Raw genomic sequence first — 22923 nt, 5'->3', positions numbered from 1 at the left:
TTTCATGGCGGTAGTCATCGACAAACCGGTAGCCGACTTCGAAGCCCAGGCCACCAGCGGGCAAACCTTCAGCCTCGCCGGGCTCAAGGGCAAACAAGCGGTGATCTACTTCTACCCAAAAGACAACACCCCCGGCTGCACCACCGAAGGACAGGGTTTTCGTGACCAGTACGCAGCGTTCCAGACGGCCAACACCGAGGTGTTTGGCGTGTCCCGGGACAGCGTGAAGTCCCATGAAAACTTCAAGGCCAAGCAGCAATTCCCCTTTGAGCTGATCAGCGACAAGGATGAAGCGGTGTGCCAGTTGTTTGATGTGATCAAACTGAAGAAGCTGTATGGCAAGGAATACCTGGGCGTTGATCGCAGCACCTTTCTGATCGACAAGGACGGTGTGCTGCGTCAGGAATGGCGTGGTGTGAAAGTGCCGGGGCATGTGGATGCTGTTCTGGCAGCGGCCCAGGCTTTGAATAAGGCCTGATGCATACCTGAATTGTAGGAGCGAGCTTGCTCGCGAAGGACTCGCAAACACCGCGCTCATTCAGAATGGGCGCGTTATCGTTCACGCCCATCGCGAGCAAGCTCGCTCCTACAGTAGCGGCGCTACGACAGGCTCCTGCCGCGGCCACGCATCCAGCACCGCCTTGAACAGCGTCGCCAGGGGAATCGCAAAAAATACCCCCCAGAAGCCCCACAACCCGCCAAACAACAACACCGCACAGATGATCGCCACCGGATGCAGGTTCACCGCCTCGGAGAACAGCAGCGGCACCAGCACGTTGCCGTCCAGGGTCTGGATGATGCCGTAGACCGCCATCAGGTAGATGAACTGATCGCTCCAGCCCCACTGGAACAGTGCGATCAACATCACCGGCACGGTGACCACCACGGCGCCGACGTAGGGCACCACCACTGACACGCCTACCAGCAGCGCCAGCAACGCGGCGTAGTTCAACCCCAGCGTCACGAACGCGATGTAGGTCACCCCGCCGCAAATGAAAATCTCGATGACCTTGCCACGAATGTAGTTGGCGATCTGTCGGTTCATTTCCTGGGCCACCCGAGTAATCAGCGCTCGTTCGCGCGGCAGATAGCCGCGCGCCCAGCGTCCGATCATTTCCCGGTCCTTGAGGAAGAAAAAGACCAGGATCGGCACCAGCACCAGGTAGATCATGATGTTGACCAGCAATGGCAGGCTGGACAGGGAAAAGGTCAGCGCCCATTGCCCGAACTTTCCGATCTCGCCCCGAGCGACTTCGATGGCCTGCAGCACTTGCTCGTCCGACACCAGGTGCGGATAGCGCTCGGGCAACAGCAGCAACAGCGACTGCCACTTGGCAAGCATGCCCGGCAGTTCGTTGAACAACGTGATCAACTGATGCCACAACAACGGCAGCACCACCACGATAAACACCAGCAACAGGCCCATGAACAAGGCAAACACCAGCCCCACTGCCACGCCGCCCGGCAAGCGCATGCGCTCCAGGGTTGTGACCAGGCCTTGCATCAGGTAAGCCAGAACCATCCCCGCCAATACCGGCGCCAGCATGCCACCCAAGGTAAGTACGGCCGTAAAGGCCAGAAACAGCAGGACTGCCAATATCACCGCTTCTTCGTCGGAGAAGTAGCGCTGAATCCAGTCGCGTAACACTTTGAACATCAATCAACCTCGGGTAATGGGGGCGGGCTTTAGGCCTTGCGCAACCAGTAACGATAGACGCCAGCGTCTTCTTCTTCGCGCAACAATGTGTGACCAGCCAACTTGGCGAAGGTCCGGAAATCTCGCAGGGAGCCCGCGTCCGTGGCAATCACTTTAAGTACCGCGCCACTGGCCAGCCGATTGAGCTCCATCTTGGCCTTGAGCAATGGCAACGGGCAGTTGAGGCCGCTGGCATCAAGCTCGGCATCAAAGGCGACAGAGTCGGTCATGGTTTAGCTCCTGGCGGGCATCGGGGGTGCTTAGAATATCTGGTCCCAAGCTCAGTGTCCGGCTACAGTAAGGTCTTTGTCGAAAGGCTTTGTGCATGACTTTTTTGCGCCCTACCCTGCTGACGCTGGCTTGCCTGCTTGCCTCTCCAGGCTTCGCTGACGACCTGCCGTCACTTGGCGACGCCAGTTCTGCCATTGTCTCGCCTCAGCAGGAATACCAACTGGGCCGGGCGTGGCTGGCTTACCTGCGCGGCCAGGTCTCGGCACTCAACGACCCCCAGCTCAAGGATTACGTCGAAACCAGCGTGTACAAACTGGTGGAGACCAGCCAGGTCAATGACCGACGCCTGGAATTCATTCTGATCAACAGCCCGCAATTAAACGCCTTCGCCGCGCCCGGTGGCATCATCGGGGTCAACGGTGGGTTGTTCCTCAACGCCCAGACCGAAGGTGAATATGCTTCGGTACTGGCCCACGAACTGGCTCACTTGTCCCAACGCCACTTCGCCCGTGGCGTCGAAGCCCAACAACGAATGCAGATTCCGATGATGGCCGCCCTGCTCGGCGGGATCATCGCGGCTGCAGCCGGGGCAGGTGATGTCGGCATTGCCGCGATTGCCGGCAGCCAGGCCGCAGCCATCCAGGAACAGCGACGCTTTTCCCGGCAAAACGAACAAGAGGCTGACCGCATTGGCATTCTCAACCTGGAGAAAGCCGGTTACGACCCGCGCTCCATGCCGACCATGTTCGAACGCTTGATGCGCCAGTATCGTTTCGATGCCAAGCCACCCGAGTTCCTGCTGACTCACCCGGTGACCGAATCGCGGATCGCCGACACCCGCAACCGCGCCGAACAGTCCAAGGCCGGCGGCAAGGAAGACAGCCTGCGCTATCAACTGATTCGCGCCCGTGTGCAGTTGTATTACGAAGACACTCCGGGACTGGCTGCCAAGCGCTTCCGTGCCCAACTGGACGAAAACCCGAAAAGCGATGTGGCGCGCTATGGCCTGGCCATTGCCCAGATCAAAGGCACCCAGCTCAACGAGGCGCGGGAAAACCTCAAGCTGCTGCTGGCCAAGGCGCCCAACGACATCACCTATAACCTGGCGCAGATTGAGCTAGACATCACCAACAACCGCATACCGGACGCCCAGCAGCGTACAGACCGGATGCTGGCGCAATACCCCGGCAACTATCCGCTGAACCAGGTGCGCGTGGATCTGCTGCTCAAGCAGAATCGCACCGCCGATGCCGAGAAAGCCCTGGAGGGGTTGCTCAAGACCCGCCCGGACGATCCGGACGTCTGGTACATGGTCGCGGAAACTCGCGGCTTGTCGGGCAACATCATTGGCCTGCACCAGGCACGTGCTGAGTACTTCGCACTGGTGGGCGACTTCCAGCAGGCAATTCAGCAGTTGGACTTCGCCAAGCGCCGCGCCGGCAGCAACTTCCCACTGTCCTCACGCATCGATGCTCGCCAGCGTGAGCTGATCGAACAGGAACGCCTGGTCAAAGGGATGATGAGCTAAACCTCTCGCCCCATCGGCATAGGGGCAGCCTTACGGCGGGACGCTCACCCACAAGAGTGCACCCATGCCGAGCACAAAAAAAAGCCCCATCCGGCTCACACCGAATGGGGCTTCATTCACACCACCCGCCTTACGCGGCGTTCATGGTCTTGTGGGTTTCAATCAGATGCTGCACCACGCCCGGATCGGCCAGGGTGGAGATATCCCCCAAGCCGTCGTATTCGGCCGTGGCAATCTTGCGCAGGATGCGGCGCATGATTTTCCCCGAGCGAGTCTTCGGCAAGCCCGGTGCCCACTGGATTACATCCGGCGAAGCAATTGGTCCGATCTCCTTGCGCACCCAGTTTTTCAATTCCAGGCGCAGCGCTTCACTGGTTTCTTCGCCAGCATTAAGAGTCACATAGACATAAATGCCCTGCCCCTTGATGTCGTGCGGCACGCCAACCACCGCCGCTTCCGCGACTTTGGGGTGGGCAACCATGGCACTTTCGATCTCGGCGGTGCCCATGCGGTGGCCGGAAACGTTAAGCACGTCATCCACCCGGCCGGTGATCCACCAGTAGCCGTCTTCATCGCGACGCGCGCCGTCGCCGGTGAAATACATGCCACGGAAGGTCTTGAAGTAAGTGTCGACGAAACGGTCATGGTCGCCGTAAAGCGTCCGTGCCTGGCCCGGCCACGAATCGAGAATCACCAGATTCCCTTCGCCTGCGCCTTCGATGATGTTGCCCAGGTTGTCCACCAGCGCCGGCACTACACCGAAGAACGGCCGTGCCGCAGAACCTGGCTTGAGGGCGTGAGCACCCGGCAGCGGGCTCATCAAGGTTGCGCCGGTCTCGGTCTGCCACCAGGTGTCGACGATCGGGCAACGGGACTGGCCGACGTTCTTGTAGTACCAGGCCCACGCTTCAGGGTTGATCGGCTCGCCTACCGAGCCCAGCAGACGCAAGCTGCTGCCATCGGCGCCTTCGCACGCGGCGGTGCCGGAGGCCATCATCGCGCGGATCGCAGTCGGTGCGGTGTAGAGGATATTGACCTTGTGCTTGTCGACAATCTTCGCCACCCGAGTGATGTCCGGGTAGTTCGGCACGCCTTCGAACAGCAGCGTAGTCGCGCCATTGGCCAGCGGGCCGTAGACAATATACGTGTGGCCAGTGACCCAACCGACGTCGGCGGTGCACCAGTAGATTTCGCCAGGACGATAGTCGAACACGCGCTCATGGGTCAGCGCCGCATACAACAGATAGCCGCCAGTGGTGTGCTGCACGCCCTTGGGCTTGCCGGTGGAGCCAGAGGTATAAAGGATGAACAGCGCTTCTTCAGCACCCATCTCTTTCGGCGCGCACACGGTGCCCGCCACTTTCATCAGGTCTTCGTACCAGATGTCACGATGCTGGTTCCATTTGATGTCGCCACCGGTGCGCTTGCACACGATGACTTTCTGGATGCTGCTGGTTTCCGGGTTGGTCAGGGCGTCGTCGACGTTGGCCTTGAGCGGAATCTTCTTACCGGCACGAATGCCTTCGTCGGCGGTGATCACCACCTTGGAACGACAGTCGATAATCCGACCGGCCAGGGCTTCTGGCGAGAAACCGCCGAACACCACCGAGTGAATCGCGCCGATCCGGGTACAGGCCAGCATGGCGACCACAGCTTCGGGAATCATCGGCATATAGATAGTCACCACGTCGCCGCGGTGCACATCCTGGCCGCGCAGGGCGTTGGCGAACTTGCAGACTTCTTCGTGCAGCTCGCGATAGGTGATGGTGCGGCTCTCGGCAGGGTCGTCGCCCTCCCAGATGATTGCTGCCTTATCGCCACGCTCAGCAAGGTGACGGTCCAGGCAATTGTAGGAAACGTTGAGGGTGCCATCGGCAAACCACTTGATGTCGACATGGTGATCGTCGAACGAGGTCTGCTTCACCGTGGTGAAAGGCTTGATCCAGTCAAGACGCTGAGCCTGCTCGCGCCAGAAACCGTCGGGGTTGACCACCGACTGCTGGTACATGGCCTTGTAGGTCGCCTCATCGGTTAGCGTGTTTGCTGCTACTTCGGGGCGAACGGGGTACAGAGAAGCCGCACTCATCTTTCTTACCTCGGTGACAATAGTTGTTGTTGTATGCCCCTGTTGTAGCCGGGGTGGACCTATAGAACCATTCGACGATGGTAGTAACAAGCCCCTACAAATTACCCTGCTTTACGCCCATAGCGCTCTGGCCCGCGGCCTACGTCGCTTTTCACCGCTTCAAAAAAACCTTCAATTCGGGATTGTTACAAAAACCGCCAACAGTCTTTATCAAAAGCACGGGTATATGAATATAACGAGGACGCCTAAAATCAGCCTCGCCAACAAAGGCACCGTGATTAACCAAGTTGCAGCCCCCACGAAGGCACGTTAATCCGAACTCTCCAATCAAGTTACACACGTGGCCTCACAAGGGGCCCGTGACCCCCTTCGACCGCAAAAAGGTAAAAATAGAAATGAAAGCTTTATTAGTTATGGCCCTTACCAGCTTGTGCGCTACCGCCGCCCTGGCCGACGAGACCCCGACTGACGTAGCCAGCCAGAACACCCCCATTGTTGAGGAATACAGCTACTCCTCCAACCTGGACATCGCCAAAGTCGTGTCCATGAGCTCAGTTCCGAATGTTTGCGAAGTTGTACCGGCGCGTATGGAATATGAAGACCATCAGGGTCAGCGTCATATTCTTAATTACAAAGTCATGGGCAATGGTTGCTCTAACGGTTAATCAACTCGTTAGTGGGTAGTTACCCCAGACAGTATTCGCCGCAAGAAATCGTTCTTGCGGCAAAAAACCGACCTAACCAATTGCTGACCACCAAGCCCCCTCATACTCGAAAGCTAGCTGATTGACGCGTCAGACCTCGACTCCGATAAAAAAATCAGGTTCTCCGGTAGGGTTTTGTTCAATACAGCCTCTATTTTGCCGACCTGTTCGTCAGTCAATCGCAGCTCGCCATTGGCGTGTTCGATAAGCGCTTCCCACCCCAACACGTCCGTGATCGACTGCTGATACTCGGGTGCGACATCCAGTTCAAACTGCAAAGAATCGTCTTCGTGCTCATCTGAAAAAAAACCGGTGATGCATAAGTACATGTCCGCCTCCTTGATTATTTCAACCGATTACAGCAGGTCTAGTGAACCCAATCTTCGTATGACAACAACCCTACAACACGACTGAATTCCCGCACGTTGTCCGTCACCAACATACAACTCGAGGCAATCGCATGCCCCGCAATAGCTGTGTCGCTCTGACCAATAATCAAGCCCGCATCAACAGCGCTCAACCCCCAGGCAAAACCTCATCCAGCCGCTTCACAAACACATCCACCAAAATCTTATGCTTGGGTGATGCCAGCGACCGCCGGTAGATCTCTGACAACCCATCAAAAAGATCCACATGCAGCAAACCCTTATAAACCCTCGCCCTAGCCGTAAATGCCTGCATTTTGCCAGTCCACTGAGGCCATCTGCTGCAACACAAAAGCAATTTTTTCCCTATAATGCGCGAGTAAATCGGGCCTGCAATATCCCTTTACATGGGACGAAGAGCCAGACCTGAGGCCCCGCCGGAGCAAGCAACCGTCGCTGCGCACCTCAAGCCTCAAGCAGAGCACCCGAGACAACTTCCGTTTAATGCCTGGCGTCAGCTGTTGCAAGAAACGATTCCTTAAGATCCACCGCGGCCCCAAGGCCGTGTGAACACCCAACCATCCGGTTTCACACGGGCACCTTTGGCCCTCACGCAGGAGACGACACGTCATGCTGAGCTGGGACGAATTCGACAAAGAAGAACAAGGCGAAGTAACCGCCAAAGGCGCCAACGCCGGCCACGCCACCGAAGCCAACATGGACCGCCTCGACGGTGCCGGCGCTGCTGCCGCCATCGAAGCCCGCGCCGTCACCGCCAGTGACTCCGCCGCGATCGTGCGCGCCAAGGCCGCCCTGGACAAACTCGACGTTGCCGAAGGCCTCGCCGAGTTGGAAGGTGCTGCCGCCCGCGTCGCCGTCGACGAAAAGCGCATGATCAACTGCCGCGCCGACCTCAACCAACTCGTGCCCTTCAAGTACGACTGGGCCTGGCAGAAATACCTCGACGGCTGCGCCAACCACTGGATGCCGCAAGAGGTCAACATGACCGCCGACATCGCCCTGTGGAAAGACCCCGAAGGCCTGACCGACGACGAACGCCGCATCGTCATGCGCAACCTGGGCTTCTTCTCCACTGCTGATTCGTTGGTCGCCAACAACCTGGTCCTGGCCGTGTACCGCCTGATCACCAACCCGGAGTGCCGCCAGTACATCCTGCGCCAGGCCTTCGAAGAGGCGATCCACACCCACGCCTACCAATACTGCATCGAATCGCTGGCCATGGATGAAGGCGAGATCTTCAACATGTACCACGAGATCCCATCGGTCGCCAAAAAGGCAGCCTGGGGCCTGAAATACACTCGCGCCATCTCCGATCCAAAGTTCGAAACCGGCACCGTCGACACCGACAAAGAGCTGCTGCGCAACCTGGTCGCCTACTACTGCGTCCTGGAAGGCATCTTCTTCTACTGTGGCTTCACCCAGATCCTGTCCATGGGTCGGCGCAACAAAATGACCGGCGTAGCCGAGCAGTTCCAATACATCCTGCGCGATGAATCGATGCACCTGAACTTCGGTATCGATGTGATCAACCAGATCAAAATCGAAAACCCACATTTGTGGGATGCCGAAATGAAGGAAGAAGCGACCCAGATGATCCTGCAAGGGACGCAACTGGAGATTGAATACGCTCGCGACACCATGCCGCGCGGAGTGCTGGGGATGAATGCGGCGATGATGGAGGACTACCTCAAGTTCATCGCTAACCGTCGCCTGTCGCAGATTGGCTTGAAGGAAGAGTATCCAGGGACCACGAACCCGTTCCCATGGATGAGCGAGATCATGGACTTGAAGAAAGAGAAGAATTTCTTTGAGACCCGCGTGATCGAGTATCAGACGGGTGGTGCGCTTAGCTGGGATTGATTCCTAAGCCAATTAGCACTTGGCTGATTTGAGCTAATAGCTATCACGTTCTAAAGAAGCCCTGACTAGCTCAGGGCTTTTTTGTATTCGCTGAACGCAAAAAATCCTACAAGGACTTAGGAAATTTCGTAGACGTGATAATGGCCGCTCAGTATCGTCCGAGGGTTTTCTACCCTCGGCGACTGTATGGATACGCAAAAAGGTAATACGGGCTGGAGTGACGCGGAGCTTGAGGCTTCGGTCGATGCCTATTTGAAAATGTTGAAGCTTGAGCAGAGTGGCCAGGCGTTCAAAAAGTCGGTGGAGAACCGTTTGTTACGCGAAGGGCCGTTGAGCCTGCGCAGCGCTTCGTCTATTGAGTACCGCATGCAGAATATTTCTGCGGTGATTCAGCTGTTGGGTTGGCAACCCATCAAAGGTTACGTGCCAGCTAAAAACGTTGGCGTCGGTGTGAGTGCTCGTATTCGCGCGGTGCTGGAAGCTAAAGCTGTTTTGGAGGCAGAGACTTATGTCGCTACGGCCGATGAAGCGGAGCTAGAGACACGTGCCGCCACGTTGCAGAAACTGGCGATTACCGCAGAGCCACAAGGGATAGTGAACCCGCAGCAGGTCAGTACTACCAGCACTTCTTATGTGCGGGCCCCTCAGGTGCGAGCTTGGGTTCGACAAAAAGCAAAGGGTATTTGCGAAGGCTGTGGTGAACCGGCGCCGTTCACAGGACATGACGGCACGCCGTTTCTTGAAGTGCACCATGTTAAGTTTCTAGCTCAGGACGGTTCGGACCGGACCAGTAACGCAGTGGCACTGTGCCCGAACTGCCATCAACGTTGCCACCGGTCGAGTGATCGACACGTTTTTACAGCAGAGTTGTACTCGAAAATCGCGAGGTTGCGGGAAGAGTAAACTCCGGCAGTTATAGAACATGTATTTCGAAAACCCGCTCCACAAAATCGAGACCATCCAGTGAACCCAGACATGCTCGAATCCGGCCCATTAGGCGCCAAGGTGCTGTCGGTCTTTGACTTCGACGGCACCCTGACCCACCACGATAGTTTTGTGCCCTTCCTGAAATTTGCTTTTGGCAAGTGGGAGTTCAGCCGGAGAATGCTGAAACTGGCCGTGCCTGGTATGCGGTTCCTGCTGCGCCAGATCAGTCGTGATGAGCTCAAGGCGCAATTGATCCGCACGTTTATGACCGGAGTGGAGAAAGCGTGGGTACAGCAGAAGGCCGAGGAGTACTGCCAGGCGAACTGGGCGCGATTGATGCGTCCGGCGGGTGTGCAATCGGTTGAGGATGAGATTGGGTCTGGGGCGGTGGTGACGTTGTGTTCCGCTTCGCCGGCGTTGGTGTTGCAGCCTTTTGCGGATCGGCTTGGGATCAAGTTGATTGGGACGGAACTTGAGGTGCTGGATGGGGTGCTGACGGGGCGGCTCACGGGTAATAACTGTCGGTGTGAGAATAAGGTGCTTCGGCTTGAGGCCGTTTATGGGGATCTGGGTGAGTATCGGCTCAGGGCTTGGGGCGATACTCGCGGGGATCGGGAGTTATTGGCGGCGGCGCAGGATGCGCATTTTCGGCACTTTCATTCGGCCAGGCGGCGGGGGCGGCAGCGCTGATGCCATCGCAGCCTCGCTAAAGTTCGACCCACATTGGATTTCCTTCGCGGCTGATATTTGGGCAATATCCCGCTATTAATAGCGAAATATCTCACGGACCCGAGCCCATGAAATTCGATACGGCCTACTGCCTGAGTCTCGACGAAAAGGTGTCGATCTACGACGTTCGGGATCTGAATTTCGATGAAACCGCCGCCTTCAATTCGGACAAGGACAGTTTCCTCTGCCCTAACGATGAATGCCGGGCGGCATTTGCGGCGGGCAACGCGCTGGGCACATTCAACGCGAAGAACGTCAACTACCTGCGCACGCCCCACTTCAAAAACATCCCCAGCACCCGTCACATTGACGGCTGTCGCTACGCCAGTCACAGGGCAGCAATCGGCGAAGCCGAGGATGCACGCGAGGAAAACTTCCCGTCGGAATTTGTCCTGGCCCGCCGTCAGTACGAGCGTAAAGCGCCAGTGGTCGAAACCGAGGGCGCTGCCCTGCAGGCCTTAGTGAAAACGCCCTCAAACCGCAACACTGAATCCCACAGTTCCAGCGACACTACGCCAGAAAAGACCAGCGTCTTCGCCCACCCGGTGGAATGCTACGTCTCCAACATCGACGACAAGGACAAGCTCAAGGGCATGCCGCTGAAGATCGGCGAGCATAGCGCGACTTACTGGGCGTTTTTCAAGAAGATCGAATACCTGCAGGACAACAAAGGGCTGATCTACTGGGGACGGATCAAGGAGATCAAGGATTACCAACGCAGCTTTCGCATCGACTTCGAAAAGAAGGTCTGGCTCGACAAGAAGCCCTATTCAGTCAACGTCTACCTGAGCAAGGCACTCATCGAAAACTACCGCAAGCGCAAGGCGTTCCTGGAGCAGATCAAGGCGGCGGTGGACAGTAAGCGGGCGTTGTATTGCTTCTTCTATGGGGTTACGCCGGAGTTGAAACAGGTCCCGAGCAAGAAAGACCCCGAGCAGACGTTCGGGGTGTTCAGTGCCGATATTCAGAACCTGGATCACCTGATTATTCGGGAAGCGCCGGGGCTGGAAGAAAAATGAAAAAATCGCACGCGGCTTTAGAGCTGTTGAAGGCTAACATCGCGGTAGTCATGAAAAGGTTTGTATTGAAACCTGGAAGTGGCGAAATAGAGCAGCGCAGGCCCAGAGAAAAATTCCAGTTGATGAGCGGTCAAAACAACTGTACAAAAACACAGTATAGTTTGTCCTCCCCCGTCGGACTCCTGGAGAAAGCCCATGTCCTCTCTGGCAATGAGCAGCACCGTAGATCAACAAATCGTCCTCCATCAATTCACCCCTCGGCATAGCGTCCAGGCCCGCGCGATGCTGGGCTGGAGCCGGGAAGACTTCTCCCGTGAAGCCTTGGTGGAGGTAGACGCGATTCAACACTTTGAAAGCCATGGCGAGGTCGATGACAAGACCCGCCTCACCCTGGCATTTCGCCTGGAGGCTGAGGGGCTGGTGTTTTTCCCGGGGTTCGCGCCAGGTTGGGGAATGAATGTGCGGCGCCCCACTGCCGTGATGGCTACTGCCGAGATTGCCCCCAGAGGCATCATCTCGCGGATTCTGGGCTCAGCACCTGCATCAACTGCCCCAGCAACGCCTCAACCGAATGGTGCGTAGAGTCCAGTCGAATCAGCGGGCAACCGAGTTCCTTCATCCAGGTTTCATGCCGGCGCAGGCTGTGGAGGCTATGGCTATGATGGCCGTCGTCGTAACGGGCGGCCCAGGCCAGGAAGGCGGTGCTTTTTTCGTAACGACTCAAGCATCCGGAAGGGTACTTTGCCGCAACGCCTGCTGATAACCCCGTACCAGTGCCGACAACGAATCACGGGCCCAGCGCGCACCGTAGAACCACAGCACAACGCTGGTGCCACTGGCATCTTCGCCAAATGTGACGCAAATCCCGGGGTATCCGGCCTTGCAGGAAGCATGAAAGGCGGTGCTCTGCCCATCGGATACCAGCGCATCCAGGCGATGCTCTGTCACGCACTCATCAATCTCATTGCTGGACTCATGGGTGAAGTACAGAGCGTCATCCGGTAATTTCGCAGGCACCGGCACCAACTGGGCGCCTGCGATGCGCAGCACCTCCAGTGCCTGTCGAAAAGAGAGGCCGTGTTCAACGGTTTCGCGCACCTCGCCGCGCACGTATTCGTCAGCAAAGCCGATACGCCAACCGACCAGTGCAAGAGGAGACTTCAAAGCACTGTTATCCCGAATCGGGGGGACTTCCACCATGACCGGGCCCACCGGGTCGACGCCACTCAAAGCGGTGAGCGATAAGGCGGGATCGCGCACAGTCCTCATCATCGGCCCTGGTATGTCGAACCTGGGACTGTAAGCAAGTACTACCGAATGCGCGGCATGACCTACGCCAGGGTCGAACTCGATACCCCCATGGTCGGTAGCATTTCCCTGAATACCCACCGTCCCTCCCTGGACCTGCGGTGCGCAAAACAAGGCTTGAACGTTATTGATTGCCAAAGGTATCCCAAGGGCGCATGAGACGCTCGACGGGAAGGTTTCCCTACACTTATCCTCCATAAGAAACCACTCCCGAAAAATGAATTCCCGGGAATCATCGCACCCTTTTCTCCTGTTCTCCCAAGACAGAAACACCTTGAAAAGCCCTTTTGCCAAAGCGGCCCTCAAGCCTACCCGTGCCTCAACCCAAGGCGTGTTCTTCAACCCCATCAGGCTCGACATCCAGCCACCAGGCTCGTCCCCGATCAGGTTGCGTCAGCATGAATGCCTGGCCCATGGGCGGCGTGGCAATCGACACATTACGCTCCCAGGCCAGCACCATGATGCGATCAAAGGGTTCGTGCCAAGCGTGAAATGCCAGGTCGAAGGTGCCGTTGTGGATCGGCAGCAACCAGCGACCCTTGAGGTCAATGTGAGCCTGCAAGGTTTGCTCTGGTTGCATATGAACATGGGGCCAGTCGACGTTGTAGGCACCGGTTTCCATCAGGGTCAGGTCAAACGGCCCGTACTGCTCGCCGATGTGCTTGAAACCGTCGAAATAGCCGGTATCGCCACTGAAGAAGATCCGCCGCGCATCATCGATGATCACCCACGAGGCCCACAGTGTTTGGTTGCCATCGAACAGGCTGCGGCCGGAAAAATGCTGGGCCGGGGTGGCGACAAAACGAATGCCGTCGACCTCGGTGCCTTGCCACCAATCCAGTTGCCGGACTTTACTGGCGTCCACGCCCCACTTGATCAGAGTGTCGCCAACACCCAGCGGCGCCAGAAAGTAGCGGGTCTTGTCCGCTAGTTGCACCACGGCTTGGCGGTCCAGATGGTCGTAATGATTGTGGGAAAGAATTACTGCTTCAATCGGCGGCAGCTCATCAAGGCTGATGGGCGGTTGGTGGAAACGCTTGGGGCCGGCCCAGCTGAAGGGCGAGGCGCGCTCGGCGAACACCGGGTCGGTAAGCCAGAATTTGCCGCGCATTTTCAACAGGACCGTGGAGTGACCCAGTCGAAACACGCTGTGGTCGGGGGCGGCAAATAGCTGCTCGCGGGTCAGGCGTTGCACCGCAATCTCGCCCACAGGGCGGGTACTGCGGGGCTTGTGGAAGAGCATTTTCCAGAAAATCCGTAAAGTCTTGCCAAACCCCGCGTGCTGCACGCAAGCGTGATTGCTGAAGTGACCTTCCTGCTGCTTGGAAGATTTCAGCGTAGAAGATGAAATGAGACGGGGCGATATCGTGGCCATTACGGGGTGACTCCTACATGACATGATGCGTGCCAACAACTACACTGCACAGTGTAGTTTCAAGGTTGCTACAAAACCCGGAACAAGTAAACTACCGAGTGTAATTTTCTCCACAGAGCCGAAATCCCCTCATGACTGCACCCCAGCGCCTCACCGACCGTAAACGCGAAGCCATCGTGGCGGCTGCCATCGCCGAGTTTCGCGACAACGGTTTCGAGGTCACCAGCATGGACAAGATCGCCGCCACGGCCGGTGTGTCCAAGCGTACGGTGTACAACCATTTCCCCAGCAAGGAAGAATTGTTCACCGAGATCCTGCATCAACTGTGGGCCAGCAGCGTGGCGCAACTGGACGTCAGTTACAGCAGCGAACGCCCCTTGCGCGACCAATTGCGGGTGTTGCTGCAAGCCAAGATGAAGATGATGTCGGACGCCAATTTCCTCGACCTGGCGCGGGTGGCAATTGCCGCCACTATCCACTCACCGGAGCGAGCCCAAGACATTGTCAACCGCCTGAGCGAGCGGGAAGAAGGTTTCACCCTGTGGGTCCGAGCCGCACAAGAGGATGGCCGGCTCAAGGCGGTCGACTCGTGCTTCGCCGCTCACCAGGTGCAAAGCCTGCTCAAGGCTTTCGCCTTTTGGCCGCAAATCACCCTCGGCCAGCCCACCCTGGATGCGGCCACTCAGGCCAGCGTCATCGAGTCGGCCATGGATCTGTTTCTGGCCGGCTACGAGATCACCGACCGCCGTTAAGCCGTTTCCTCGCAAACGGCCCCAGCCAATCCTGTCGCCGGCGCGACATCAGCAGGTCGTTTTTGCCTAAACCCCCCGGTTTGTGCGCAAATGGCCTGGAAGGACACTGATTATTCCTGCGCGGATCGCTGACAATATTCGCCTATCATCTGGCATATATGGCCTTTCGATAATGTGCGCCTTCGTGTTCGCAAAAAAAGAAAACCCTGACGCAGGAATCTATGGAAAACCTACGAGGCAAAGGGCTGTCATTTGCCAGACGCATTTATCGGCCAAGGATTATCGGGCTGGGCATTGGCAGCATCTGTGTGCTTGCCGCCCTGTACCCGCTGCCGATGCCGAGTTGGGTCTGGGGCTTGTGGCTGTTCAACGCCTTTATCTGGCCGCACCTGGCGTATCAGCTGTCGAGCCATTCGCCGTTTCCCTACCAGGCAGAGCGGCGCAACCTGCTCTATGACTCGCTGTCGGGCGGATTTTGGGCGGCGGCAACCCAATTCACACCACTGACCGCGGTGACCATCCTCGCGATGATGACCATGCACAACGTCGCGGCGGGCGGCAAGCAGCTGATGATTCGGGGTGCCCTCGCGCAATTGGTGGGTATCGCGCTGGCCTGGCTGGTGTTCGGGCCTTCGTTCAACCCCAATGTAAGCCTGGTCCAGGTGTATGCCTGCCTGCCGATGTTGACCCTCTACCCGGTAGCCATCGGCATGGCCAGTTACCGTCTGGCCATCAAGCTGTCCGAACACAAGCGAGCCTTGAGCGCCCTCGGCCGTACCGACAGCCTGACCGGCCTGCTCAATCACGGCTCCTGGAAGGACCTGCTGCAACTGAAGTTTCACAAGTGTCAGCAGCAACAAACCCAAGCCACCATCGCCCTGATCGACATCGATCACTTCAAGAAAATCAACGACGCCTACGGCCACATCGTCGGCGACCGGGTGCTGCGGCAACTGAGTAAGGAACTGCGGCGCAGCGTGCGGGAAAACGACCTGACGGGGCGTTATGGAGGAGATGAGTTCTGTGTGATTCTTCCAGACGTGTCCCAGGAGCAGGCTAGCTATGTGATGGAGCGTTTGCGGGAAATGTTCAGCCGTTACCGCGACCCGCAAGTCCCTGAGCTACGGGTCAGCCTGAGCATCGGCCTGGCCTCCTACCAACCGCAATTCACCCAGGCCCACATGTGGCTCAATGCTGCTGACAAAGCGCTGTATGCCGCTAAAGGCACGGGGCGCAACCGCGTTGCTGTCGCAGAAAGCGTGATTGCCCATTCTGCCTGAACATACGCTGATAACAGGTGCGAGCGGCGGGCCTGTAACACCCTTCGCCCCTGTCACGGCCTTGGAGGGCAACAGCGGGGATTTTCACGTGTTCGACAGGGTCATCGGTCTATAGTGGATCACTGTCTTATGCCGATGATCCGAGCCCGCCATGACCCCAGATAAACCTCAAGCCAAAGTCGATCACCTGCGTTTCCATCGCGCCCACGCTCACCTGGAGCCGACCTTTGGTAACGACACCTTCGCCCTGAAAGCCGAAGCCTTTGCGCGCTTCTTTGGCACGCCGACCTTCCTCGGTGCGCAAACGGCGATTGTGGTGCTGTGGGTGGTACTCAACGGGACAGGCGTCACCCACTTTGACGTCTACCCATTCATCCTTCTCAACCTGGCGTTCAGCCTGCAATCGGCCTATGCCGCGCCGCTGATTCTACTGGCCCAAACGCGCCAGGCCGCCCGGGACAAAGCCCAGTCCGACGCCGATGCGCAACACCGCGAAGCCCTGGCCGTCGCCAACACCGAGCGCCAAGCCCAGGCCGCCCAGAACACCGCGCAACTTCTGGAGTTGCTGGAGCAGAACACCCGGCTGACGGAGATGACCAAACAGTTGACCGAACGCATCGAAAGCCTGACCAGCGAGATGCATCAGCAGTTTGTGCGCAAACCTTAGCCCCCAGGCAACCGCACATGCTGGCCCAACTCATCGAACAAGGTCACCACTGAGCGCAGTGCTCGGCAGTCAGGCCGGGTCAGCAACCACAGGGCCGTGTCATGTCCGGCGAGCGCCGGCCCCAGGGGTTGTAAGCCGTGATGCTCACCCAAGAGAAAATCCGGCAACGCCGCTACGCCCAACCCGGCGCGCACCAACTCAGTGACTGAAAGCATGCTGTTGCAGCGGTAGCTTGGCAGCACTCCCGGCAAGTGCTGGCGGCGCCAGGCCACCGTCGGGTGATCGGGTAAAAAGTCATCCGGCGCGATCCAGGCCAGGGCCGCCAGGTCATGCCCGTCATGCTGCTGCCCGTAACTGGCGCTGGCACAGACCCGATAAGCGACCGTCCCCAGGCAACGGCCCACCAAATGCTCCGGTGGGGCCTTGGTCAACCGCAGGGCAATGTCAGCGTCGCGGCGGCTGAGGTTGGCGAAGTCATTGGATGTGCTCAACTCCAGGGTCAGCGCCGGGTACCGGGGCATGAATTGCGCCAGGGCCGGCAGCAACAAGCCTTGCAACACCGAGTCGGTGCAGGTCAGGCGCACCGTACCGCTGATCACCTCACCGCCCTGTTCCACGCCGATACGTGCGGCTTCCAGAGCCTGCTCAGCGCGTTCGGCCTGCTCGGCGAGAGCGGTGGCCAAGGTGGTGGGCAAGTAGCCAGCGCGGCTCTTTTCAAACAAGGCCTGGCCCAGCGCAGCTTCCAGACGCCGCACCGCCCGGAACACCGTGGACACATCGACTCGCAGCAACGCCGCCGCCCGCGCCAGGGTGCCGCCGCGCACCAGGGCGAGGATCAATGAAAGGTCGGAGTAGTCGATTCGATAGTGCGCAGCTGCATTGAGCATGTGTAATAACGCCAATATTGATTGCGTGAACGCCAATCTATAGTGGCCACTAGGACTCAACAAGCCAAGGAATACAACCGATGACTAAAACCTCCGTGCACCTGGCCCTGATCGGCGACTACGACCCGCAGGTCACTGCGCACCAGGCCATCCCCGTGGCCCTGCAACTGGCTGGCGATGCTTTGGGGCTGACCGTGGATTTCGACTGGTTGGCTACCGACACCATCAACTCCATTGAACAGTTACAGCACTTCGACGGATTCTGGTGTGTCCCCGCCAGCCCCTATCGGGACTTGGATGGCGCACTCCTGGCGATCCGTTATGCCCGCGAACAGCAGCGCCCCTTCCTCGGCACCTGCGGCGGTTTTCAACATGGCGTGCTGGAATACGCCCGCAATGTGTTGGGCTGGGCCGATGCCGAACATGGTGAACTGGCGCCGGATTCGCCCCGCGCGGTGCTATCGCCACTGAGTTGCACACTGGTGGAGGCGACCGACAGCATCCATCTACTGGAAGGCTCGCGTACTGCCAACGCCTATGGCAGCCAAGACATCAGCGAAGGCTACCGCTGCCGCTACGGCGTCAATCCCGACTTCGCTAACGCCCTACTGAGCGGTGCCCTGCGTGCCACCGGCCATGACGCTGCTGGCGACTTACGAGTGGTGGAACTCGATGATCATCCGTTCTATGTCGCGACGCTGTTCCAGCCGGAACGGGCCGCCTTGAAAGGCACCGTCCCACCGTTGGTCAAGGCATTGCTCAGGGCCTCGGCATGATCGCCCAAACACCGGCCCCGCCCTACTACGCGGTGATTTTCAGCTCACTGCGCACCGAGGTGGATCAAGGCTACGGCGAAGCGGCCGAGCGCATGCTGGAACTAGCCCACGAACAGCCAGGCTTTCTCGGCGTTGAGTCGGCCCGAGGTGAGGATGGCTTGGGGATTACCGTGTCCTACTGGAGCAGCGAGGCAGCGATCCTCGCCTGGAAGCAGCATGGCGAACACCGTGAAGTGCGTGAACAGGGCCGGTCCACCTGGTACTCGGCGTTTCATACGCGGGTATGCAAGGTGGAGCGCGCCTATGCGTTCGCTTAACTGACCAGACTGCGCACCGCACTGATCTGCGCGATTTCCACCCGGCGCATGTACACACGCAGCGGTTCGGTGATGTTGATGCGGTCGTCGATGTTCTGGTCCAGCAGCAACTGAATGTGCTCACGGGACAGGGTCATGGTCTGCTCATCAACAGGCAGCCAGACAAACTCACTGGTGGGGATGATGCCGTCGTCGGCGACGTCCATGCCGAAGGAATCTTCGCTGAAACGCACGATGTAATGGCCGGTCTTGCGGTTCAGGCCAACAAAACCGTTGAGTTGGTCGGCTGCCTGGCAGATAAGCTCGGACGTGATGCGCATGGTAAACCTCACTGAAAAGTCCCACAGGGGAAGTGAACGATGGTTTACACACGAGGCAAGAAAAGAAGGCAATGCAGGTTTCCCTCTAGTGGGGAAACTCGGGCCAAGAGTACTGCAAAGCACAGCACAAAAGCGCAGAAAAATGGCCCATGCGCACGTTAATGTCGGTTTGGTGATAGCGCACTTTGCATTCAATTGTTAAAAAGGAAGCCTTCTTGAAGCTACCTCCACGAAAGGACCTCGCATATGCCTGTCACGTTTACCAAGAGTGCCCTGCTGCTCGCCCTGATGCTGGGCCTTGGCCACGCACAGGCTGACAGCCCGATCAGCTCGACTGAACTGGCGACCAAGGAAGGCATTCCCCATCCTGCGGTCATTGCTCATCGAGGCGCGTCCTTTGATGCTCCGGAGTCCACCGCCGCAGCCTATAAAGTGGCCCGCGACCTGGGTGCCGACTACCTGGAATTGGACCTGCAACGTAGCAAGGACGGCGTGCTGTTCGCCCTGCACGACAACAACCTGCAACGCACCACCGACGTCGCCACCAAATTCCCTGAACGCAAAGACAGCCCGGCCAACGAGTTCACCATGGCCGAGCTGAAAACCCTGGACGCCGGCAGCTGGTTCAACACCGCTTACCCGGATCGCGCACGGCCAGGGTTCGTCGGGCTGAAAATCCTTACCCTCGATGAAATCATCAAAATTGCAGAAAGCAACCCGCAACATAAACCAGGCTTGTACATCGAAACCAAAGAGCCGAAGCAGTTTCCGGGGATCGAGAGCGACCTGAAAAACAAGCTGTTCGATAAGGGTTGGCTGAGTTCCACCGGTTCCAACCAAGCCCAGAAGGTCATTGGGGTCGGCCAAGGCAAGGGCCGCGTGGTGCTGCAAACCTTCGAGAGGGACAGCCTCAAGGAGCTGCAGAAGGAAATGCCTAACACGCCAAAAATCCTCCTGCTGTGGGTGGGTGAAGGCAGCATCGAACCCAAGTCCAAAGTGACCTTCGCCGAATCCGGCGAGACCACCAAAGCCGCCTACTACGCCAAGCAGGAACCCAAGGACAACGCTGAGTTCGAAAAATGGATCGACGAGGCCAAGAGCCTTGGCGCCATCGGCACCGGCCCGTCGGCCCTGCTGACCAACAGTGGTGACCAAAGCTATTCGGACCTGGTCCAGCCATGGATGAACCAGATGACCCACGACAAGGGCCTGCTGGTGCACGTCTACACTGTCGACGAGCCAGTGGACTTCAAGAAAGTGATGGACGCCGGTGTCGATGGCATCTTCACCAACCGCGCCGCCGAACTGCTCAAGTACTACAATCGCGCGCCGGCTTCGAGCGTGTCGAATCTGCTGGAGGACAATGGTTACTGAGTGGCCCGCCAAAAAAAACGAGTGGTCAGGTCACCTGTGGCTGTGGCGTGATTACGGCCTGACCTTCGGCGAGGGCAATGTGCTGATGGCTTATGCCGAGCCAAGGGCGTTGAGGTTTTCATTGACCAGACCGTGGACGATGTCGCGTCGGCAGTCACCCTGATTGCGATTCCATTGAGGCTCATACGGCAACCACCACTCCGCCAGAAAAGACACCGCCACCGCAGCGATAAACACCAAGGGCAACCATCCCGTTGCAGCGTTGTCTACCAACCACAGCGCCCATCCGATAAATCCCGCGCAGAATAAAGGCGCATACACTCAAGCCACCAACTGTTTCATCTGCGTCTCCCATGATTGAGACAGCAGCATGAAATCGCGCTGCGGTAGCCACAAACGACGCAACCGTCCGGCACAATTAAGGATAAGTTAAGTTGCGCTGGTTAACCTGATCCCACTTAAACAGCTCACCCAGAAGGATCCACACTATGAAAAAGCTGACTGCTCTGTTCGCCGCTACCGCCCTGACCCTGACCGCAGGTCTTGCCCAGGCCGATGTCCGCCCTGATCAGATTCCAGGCCTGCTCAAGTCCGGCGCCGTCATGGATTTCGAGAAGCTCAACGCCGCAGCCCTGGCTAAACACCCTGGTGCGACCATTGTCGACACCGAACTGGAAGATAAAGCCGGCCGCCTGATCTATCAGACCGAGCTGCGTGACACCAGCAACGTGAAATGGGACGTGGACCTGGACGCCAAGACCGGCGAAGTCCTGACCAACAAACAAGACACCTGAGTTAAACCCTGAAAACGCCGCGCCACCCTCGGGTCGCGCGGCGTTTTTTATGGGGCAAAAAGCCGCCGACATTGCCACCATTGGCCGAATCAGTGCTGTGCCGGCCATTCTTTAGCTTACCCACCTGCTGATGTGATTGATCACGCGCCCAAGCGTGCGGTCACCTCGTTCAGCTCACCGGACAATCCTCTCAGGTTCTGGCTGGCCGCCTCTGTACGCTGGACGTTATCCAGATTGGCCGTCGCCACCGTGGTGATTTGCGTGATATTGCGCGAGATGTCTTCAGCCACCGAGGTTTGCTCCTCTGCTGCCGTAGCGATCTGACTGTTCATATCACGGATCGCTTCCACCGCCTGGGTGATGTGATTGAGCATGGCGCCGGCCTGGGAGACTTTTTTCACGCTGTCTTCACTGCATGACTGCCCAGTGATAATGGCCTTGGCCGCGTCGATGGCACCGGTTTGCACTGCCTGGATGATCTGGTTGATCTCGATGATCGACGCCGCCGTACGCTGTGCCAGGCTGCGTACTTCATCGGCAACCACGGCGAAGCCACGTCCGGCCTCGCCGGCCCGTGCAGCCTCGATCGCCGCGTTGAGCGCCAGCAGGTTAGTCTGTTCGGCGATCGCGCGAATCACCTCCAGCACCTTACCGATGCGTACGCTATCGGTTTCCAGACGACGAATGATCGTGCCGGTGTTGAGGATCTCTTCACGCATCTGGCCGATGGTGGCAATCGTTACCTTCATCACTTCACCGCCCTCACGGGCCGAATGGTCCGCCTCATCAGCGGCCCGCGAAGCACTGGCGGCATGACGGGCAACTTCCTGGGCGGTGGCAGACATTTCGGTCATGGCCGTGGCCACCTGGTCCGTACGGTTGAATTGCTCCTGGGTGCCTGTGGCCATTAGCCCGGCAATCGAACTCAACTCGCCACTGGCACTCACCAGGTCCGTGGCACTGCGCTGCAAGCGGCTGAAGGTCTCGGCCAGAAAATCCCGCAAGGTGTTGGCGGCATCGGCAAGGCGCCCCAGTTCGTCTTGGCGGCTGATGGCCACACGCTCGGCAAAACGTCCGTGGCTCAGTTGCGCCACATAGTCGATCAACCCACGGATCGGCAAAATCAGGTTTCGGTTAATCAGCCACAAACTGAACAAGCCGATCAGCGCTCCTGACAATAGCATCACGGCCAGCCCGATCATCACGGTGCGGTCGGCATAGGCGCTGATCATCAGCGATTGCTGCGCACCCTGTTCATGCAACTCGCTGACCAGCGCGCTCATCTGCTCACTGACCATGCGGTCCACGCCCTTGACCGCGTTATCGCCTGCCGCGGAGTCCGCCCCGGCAGCCAAGTAGGCATCACGGCCCTTCTGGTAAGCAGCCATTAGCACGCTGTGCTCCCGGCGCAAGGTTTCAATACGGCCACTCAAGGCTTGATCGCTTTTGGTCTGCGCCACCAGGCGACCCAGAATACCTTGCACATCCCGTTGCCGAGCCTGGAACTGGCCCCAGTACTTCTCCATGTCCTGGGGTTGTTTACCCCGCAGCAGGACGTTTTTCCATTCCTGGACCTGCACTTTGAATTGCAGGTTCGCCTCATCAATCAGTTGTGAAGTCAGCAGAGGCCCCTCCAGCAAACTGCGATAACTCTGCACACCGCTGGAGAGAAAATGAAAACACGTCAAGGCGATCAATAGCATCGCCAGAAGGCTGCCACCAAGTAACGACAAGATCTGTGCTCTCAAAGACTTTCGCAAAAAATTCATAGGGGAAAAGCCTCGAAACAAGGGAAGTTGTGTATCCACACCGCAACATCCCTGTCATCGAAAGTACCGCGGATACACATAAGTGCTTATGCCTTGAATCGGCCGTTCCAGACACTTCTTGAGGCTATTGGGTCGGTA

At 58.1% G+C, this 22923-nt stretch carries 24 protein-coding genes and 1 pseudogene; 15 read left to right on the top strand and 10 right to left on the bottom strand.

From position 1 onward, the window contains the following. Positions 1–4 precede the first annotated feature (4 nt). The gene (locus ACZRKZ_RS12605) at positions 5–478 is read left to right on the top strand and encodes a peroxiredoxin (RefSeq protein ID WP_463981733.1); all 474 of its coding nucleotides are present in this window, start codon (positions 5–7) and stop codon (positions 476–478) included. A gap of 108 nt (positions 479–586) precedes the next feature. Here ACZRKZ_RS12605 and ACZRKZ_RS12600 read toward each other — a convergent pair whose 3' ends face one another. Both ACZRKZ_RS12600 and ACZRKZ_RS12595 read right to left on the bottom strand, forming a co-directional pair. After that, positions 587–1657: an AI-2E family transporter gene (locus ACZRKZ_RS12600; RefSeq protein ID WP_463970374.1), complete on the bottom strand. Its 1071-nt coding sequence runs from the start codon at positions 1655–1657 to the stop codon at positions 587–589. 29 nt (positions 1658–1686) lie between these two features. Continuing rightward, complete coding sequence (locus ACZRKZ_RS12595) at positions 1687–1926, bottom strand: sulfurtransferase TusA family protein (RefSeq protein ID WP_133101887.1); 240 nt, start codon at positions 1924–1926, stop codon at positions 1687–1689. 95 nt (positions 1927–2021) lie between these two features. On the opposite strand from ACZRKZ_RS12595, the gene ACZRKZ_RS12590 reads away from it, so the two are divergent. After that, entirely contained in the window at positions 2022–3455 is a 1434-nt protein-coding gene (locus ACZRKZ_RS12590; protein WP_133101888.1) for a M48 family metalloprotease, read from the top strand. A 130-nt stretch (positions 3456–3585) separates the two neighbouring features. Here the strand turns inward: ACZRKZ_RS12590 and acs are convergent, their stop codons facing one another. After that, entirely contained in the window at positions 3586–5541 is a 1956-nt protein-coding gene (gene acs, locus ACZRKZ_RS12585) for an acetate--CoA ligase (protein WP_463981732.1), read from the bottom strand. A gap of 395 nt (positions 5542–5936) precedes the next feature. On the opposite strand from acs, the gene ACZRKZ_RS12580 reads away from it, so the two are divergent. Further along, on the top strand, positions 5937–6206 hold the full coding sequence (locus tag ACZRKZ_RS12580) for a DUF2790 domain-containing protein (protein WP_133101900.1): 270 nt from the start codon (positions 5937–5939) through the stop codon (positions 6204–6206). Between the two features lie 113 nt (positions 6207–6319). Here the strand turns inward: ACZRKZ_RS12580 and ACZRKZ_RS12575 are convergent, their stop codons facing one another. Continuing rightward, positions 6320–6574, bottom strand: coding sequence for a pyocin S6 family toxin immunity protein (locus ACZRKZ_RS12575; RefSeq protein WP_463981731.1), 255 nt, complete (start codon positions 6572–6574; stop codon positions 6320–6322). Between the two features lie 666 nt (positions 6575–7240). On the opposite strand from ACZRKZ_RS12575, the gene ACZRKZ_RS12570 reads away from it, so the two are divergent. From ACZRKZ_RS12570 to ACZRKZ_RS12550, 5 genes are all read left to right on the top strand, one after another. Then, entirely contained in the window at positions 7241–8491 is a 1251-nt protein-coding gene (locus tag ACZRKZ_RS12570; protein ID WP_463981730.1) for a ribonucleotide-diphosphate reductase subunit beta, read from the top strand. A 186-nt stretch (positions 8492–8677) separates the two neighbouring features. Then, positions 8678–9394, top strand: coding sequence for an HNH endonuclease (locus ACZRKZ_RS12565; RefSeq protein ID WP_463981729.1), 717 nt, complete (start codon positions 8678–8680; stop codon positions 9392–9394). A 72-nt stretch (positions 9395–9466) separates the two neighbouring features. Next, positions 9467–10108 carry an HAD-IB family hydrolase gene (locus ACZRKZ_RS12560; RefSeq protein WP_463981728.1) on the top strand — a complete coding sequence of 214 codons (642 nt, stop codon included), beginning with the start codon at positions 9467–9469 and terminating at the stop codon, positions 10106–10108. Positions 10109–10215: 107 nt separating this feature from the next. Continuing rightward, positions 10216–11166, top strand: a complete 951-nt coding sequence (locus ACZRKZ_RS12555; protein WP_463981727.1) for a hypothetical protein — start codon at positions 10216–10218, stop codon at positions 11164–11166. A 195-nt stretch (positions 11167–11361) separates the two neighbouring features. Then, the gene (locus tag ACZRKZ_RS12550; RefSeq protein ID WP_463981726.1) at positions 11362–11748 is read left to right on the top strand and encodes an XRE family transcriptional regulator; all 387 of its coding nucleotides are present in this window, start codon (positions 11362–11364) and stop codon (positions 11746–11748) included. 138 nt (positions 11749–11886) lie between these two features. Here the strand turns inward: ACZRKZ_RS12550 and ACZRKZ_RS12545 are convergent, their stop codons facing one another. Both ACZRKZ_RS12545 and ACZRKZ_RS12540 read right to left on the bottom strand, forming a co-directional pair. Next, positions 11887–12330 (bottom strand): hypothetical protein, encoded by a 444-nt coding sequence (locus ACZRKZ_RS12545; protein ID WP_463981725.1) that lies wholly within the window; start codon positions 12328–12330, stop codon positions 11887–11889. 463 nt (positions 12331–12793) lie between these two features. After that, positions 12794–13849 (bottom strand): MBL fold metallo-hydrolase, encoded by a 1056-nt coding sequence (locus tag ACZRKZ_RS12540; protein ID WP_463981724.1) that lies wholly within the window; start codon positions 13847–13849, stop codon positions 12794–12796. A gap of 131 nt (positions 13850–13980) precedes the next feature. Between ACZRKZ_RS12540 and ACZRKZ_RS12535 the strand changes: the two genes are divergently transcribed. From ACZRKZ_RS12535 to ACZRKZ_RS12525, 3 genes are all read left to right on the top strand, one after another. Then, a complete protein-coding gene (locus ACZRKZ_RS12535; RefSeq protein ID WP_463981723.1) occupies positions 13981–14601 on the top strand; it encodes a TetR/AcrR family transcriptional regulator in 621 nt (206 codons plus the stop codon). A 221-nt stretch (positions 14602–14822) separates the two neighbouring features. Continuing rightward, entirely contained in the window at positions 14823–15881 is a 1059-nt protein-coding gene (locus ACZRKZ_RS12530; protein WP_463981722.1) for a diguanylate cyclase, read from the top strand. Between the two features lie 151 nt (positions 15882–16032). Continuing rightward, positions 16033–16548, top strand: a complete 516-nt coding sequence (locus ACZRKZ_RS12525) for a DUF1003 domain-containing protein (RefSeq protein ID WP_149413832.1) — start codon at positions 16033–16035, stop codon at positions 16546–16548. On the opposite strand, the gene ACZRKZ_RS12520 is transcribed toward ACZRKZ_RS12525, so the two are convergent. Then, positions 16545–17435 (bottom strand): LysR family transcriptional regulator, encoded by an 891-nt coding sequence (locus ACZRKZ_RS12520; protein ID WP_463981721.1) that lies wholly within the window; start codon positions 17433–17435, stop codon positions 16545–16547. The two genes, ACZRKZ_RS12525 and ACZRKZ_RS12520, sit on opposite strands and share 4 nt — an antisense overlap. Before the next feature lie 80 nt (positions 17436–17515). Between ACZRKZ_RS12520 and ACZRKZ_RS12515 the strand changes: the two genes are divergently transcribed. Together ACZRKZ_RS12515 and ACZRKZ_RS12510 are read left to right on the top strand one after the other, a co-directional pair. Next, positions 17516–18211 (top strand): CTP synthase C-terminal region-related (seleno)protein, encoded by a 696-nt coding sequence (locus ACZRKZ_RS12515; protein ID WP_463966839.1) that lies wholly within the window; start codon positions 17516–17518, stop codon positions 18209–18211. Continuing rightward, positions 18208–18528, top strand: coding sequence for an antibiotic biosynthesis monooxygenase family protein (locus ACZRKZ_RS12510; protein WP_463966840.1), 321 nt, complete (start codon positions 18208–18210; stop codon positions 18526–18528). The genes ACZRKZ_RS12515 and ACZRKZ_RS12510 overlap by 4 nt, the downstream gene beginning before the upstream one ends. On the opposite strand, the gene ACZRKZ_RS12505 is transcribed toward ACZRKZ_RS12510, so the two are convergent. After that, positions 18525–18848, bottom strand: coding sequence for a DUF2025 family protein (locus ACZRKZ_RS12505; protein ID WP_463966841.1), 324 nt, complete (start codon positions 18846–18848; stop codon positions 18525–18527). The two genes, ACZRKZ_RS12510 and ACZRKZ_RS12505, sit on opposite strands and share 4 nt — an antisense overlap. 246 nt (positions 18849–19094) lie before the next feature. Between ACZRKZ_RS12505 and ACZRKZ_RS12500 the strand changes: the two genes are divergently transcribed. Beyond that, entirely contained in the window at positions 19095–20222 is a 1128-nt protein-coding gene (locus tag ACZRKZ_RS12500; RefSeq protein ID WP_463981720.1) for a glycerophosphodiester phosphodiesterase, read from the top strand. A 99-nt stretch (positions 20223–20321) separates the two neighbouring features. On the opposite strand, the pseudogene ACZRKZ_RS12495 reads toward ACZRKZ_RS12500, so the two are convergent. Further along, positions 20322–20543 (bottom strand): annotated as a pseudogene (locus tag ACZRKZ_RS12495) (sterol desaturase family protein); the annotation flags it as partial. Positions 20544–20710: 167 nt separating this feature from the next. Here ACZRKZ_RS12495 and ACZRKZ_RS12490 point away from each other — a divergent pair. After that, positions 20711–21016: a PepSY domain-containing protein gene (locus ACZRKZ_RS12490; protein ID WP_133099475.1), complete on the top strand. Its 306-nt coding sequence runs from the start codon at positions 20711–20713 to the stop codon at positions 21014–21016. Between the two features lie 140 nt (positions 21017–21156). Here the strand turns inward: ACZRKZ_RS12490 and ACZRKZ_RS12485 are convergent, their stop codons facing one another. Further along, positions 21157–22785 carry a methyl-accepting chemotaxis protein gene (locus tag ACZRKZ_RS12485; RefSeq protein ID WP_463966844.1) on the bottom strand — a complete coding sequence of 543 codons (1629 nt, stop codon included), beginning with the start codon at positions 22783–22785 and terminating at the stop codon, positions 21157–21159. Positions 22786–22923: the final 138 nt, after the last annotated feature.

This window comes from Pseudomonas sp. c313, from assembly GCF_055407145.1.
Note: the sequence above shows the minus strand (reverse complement) of the source record. Positions and strands in the feature narration are given on the sequence as shown.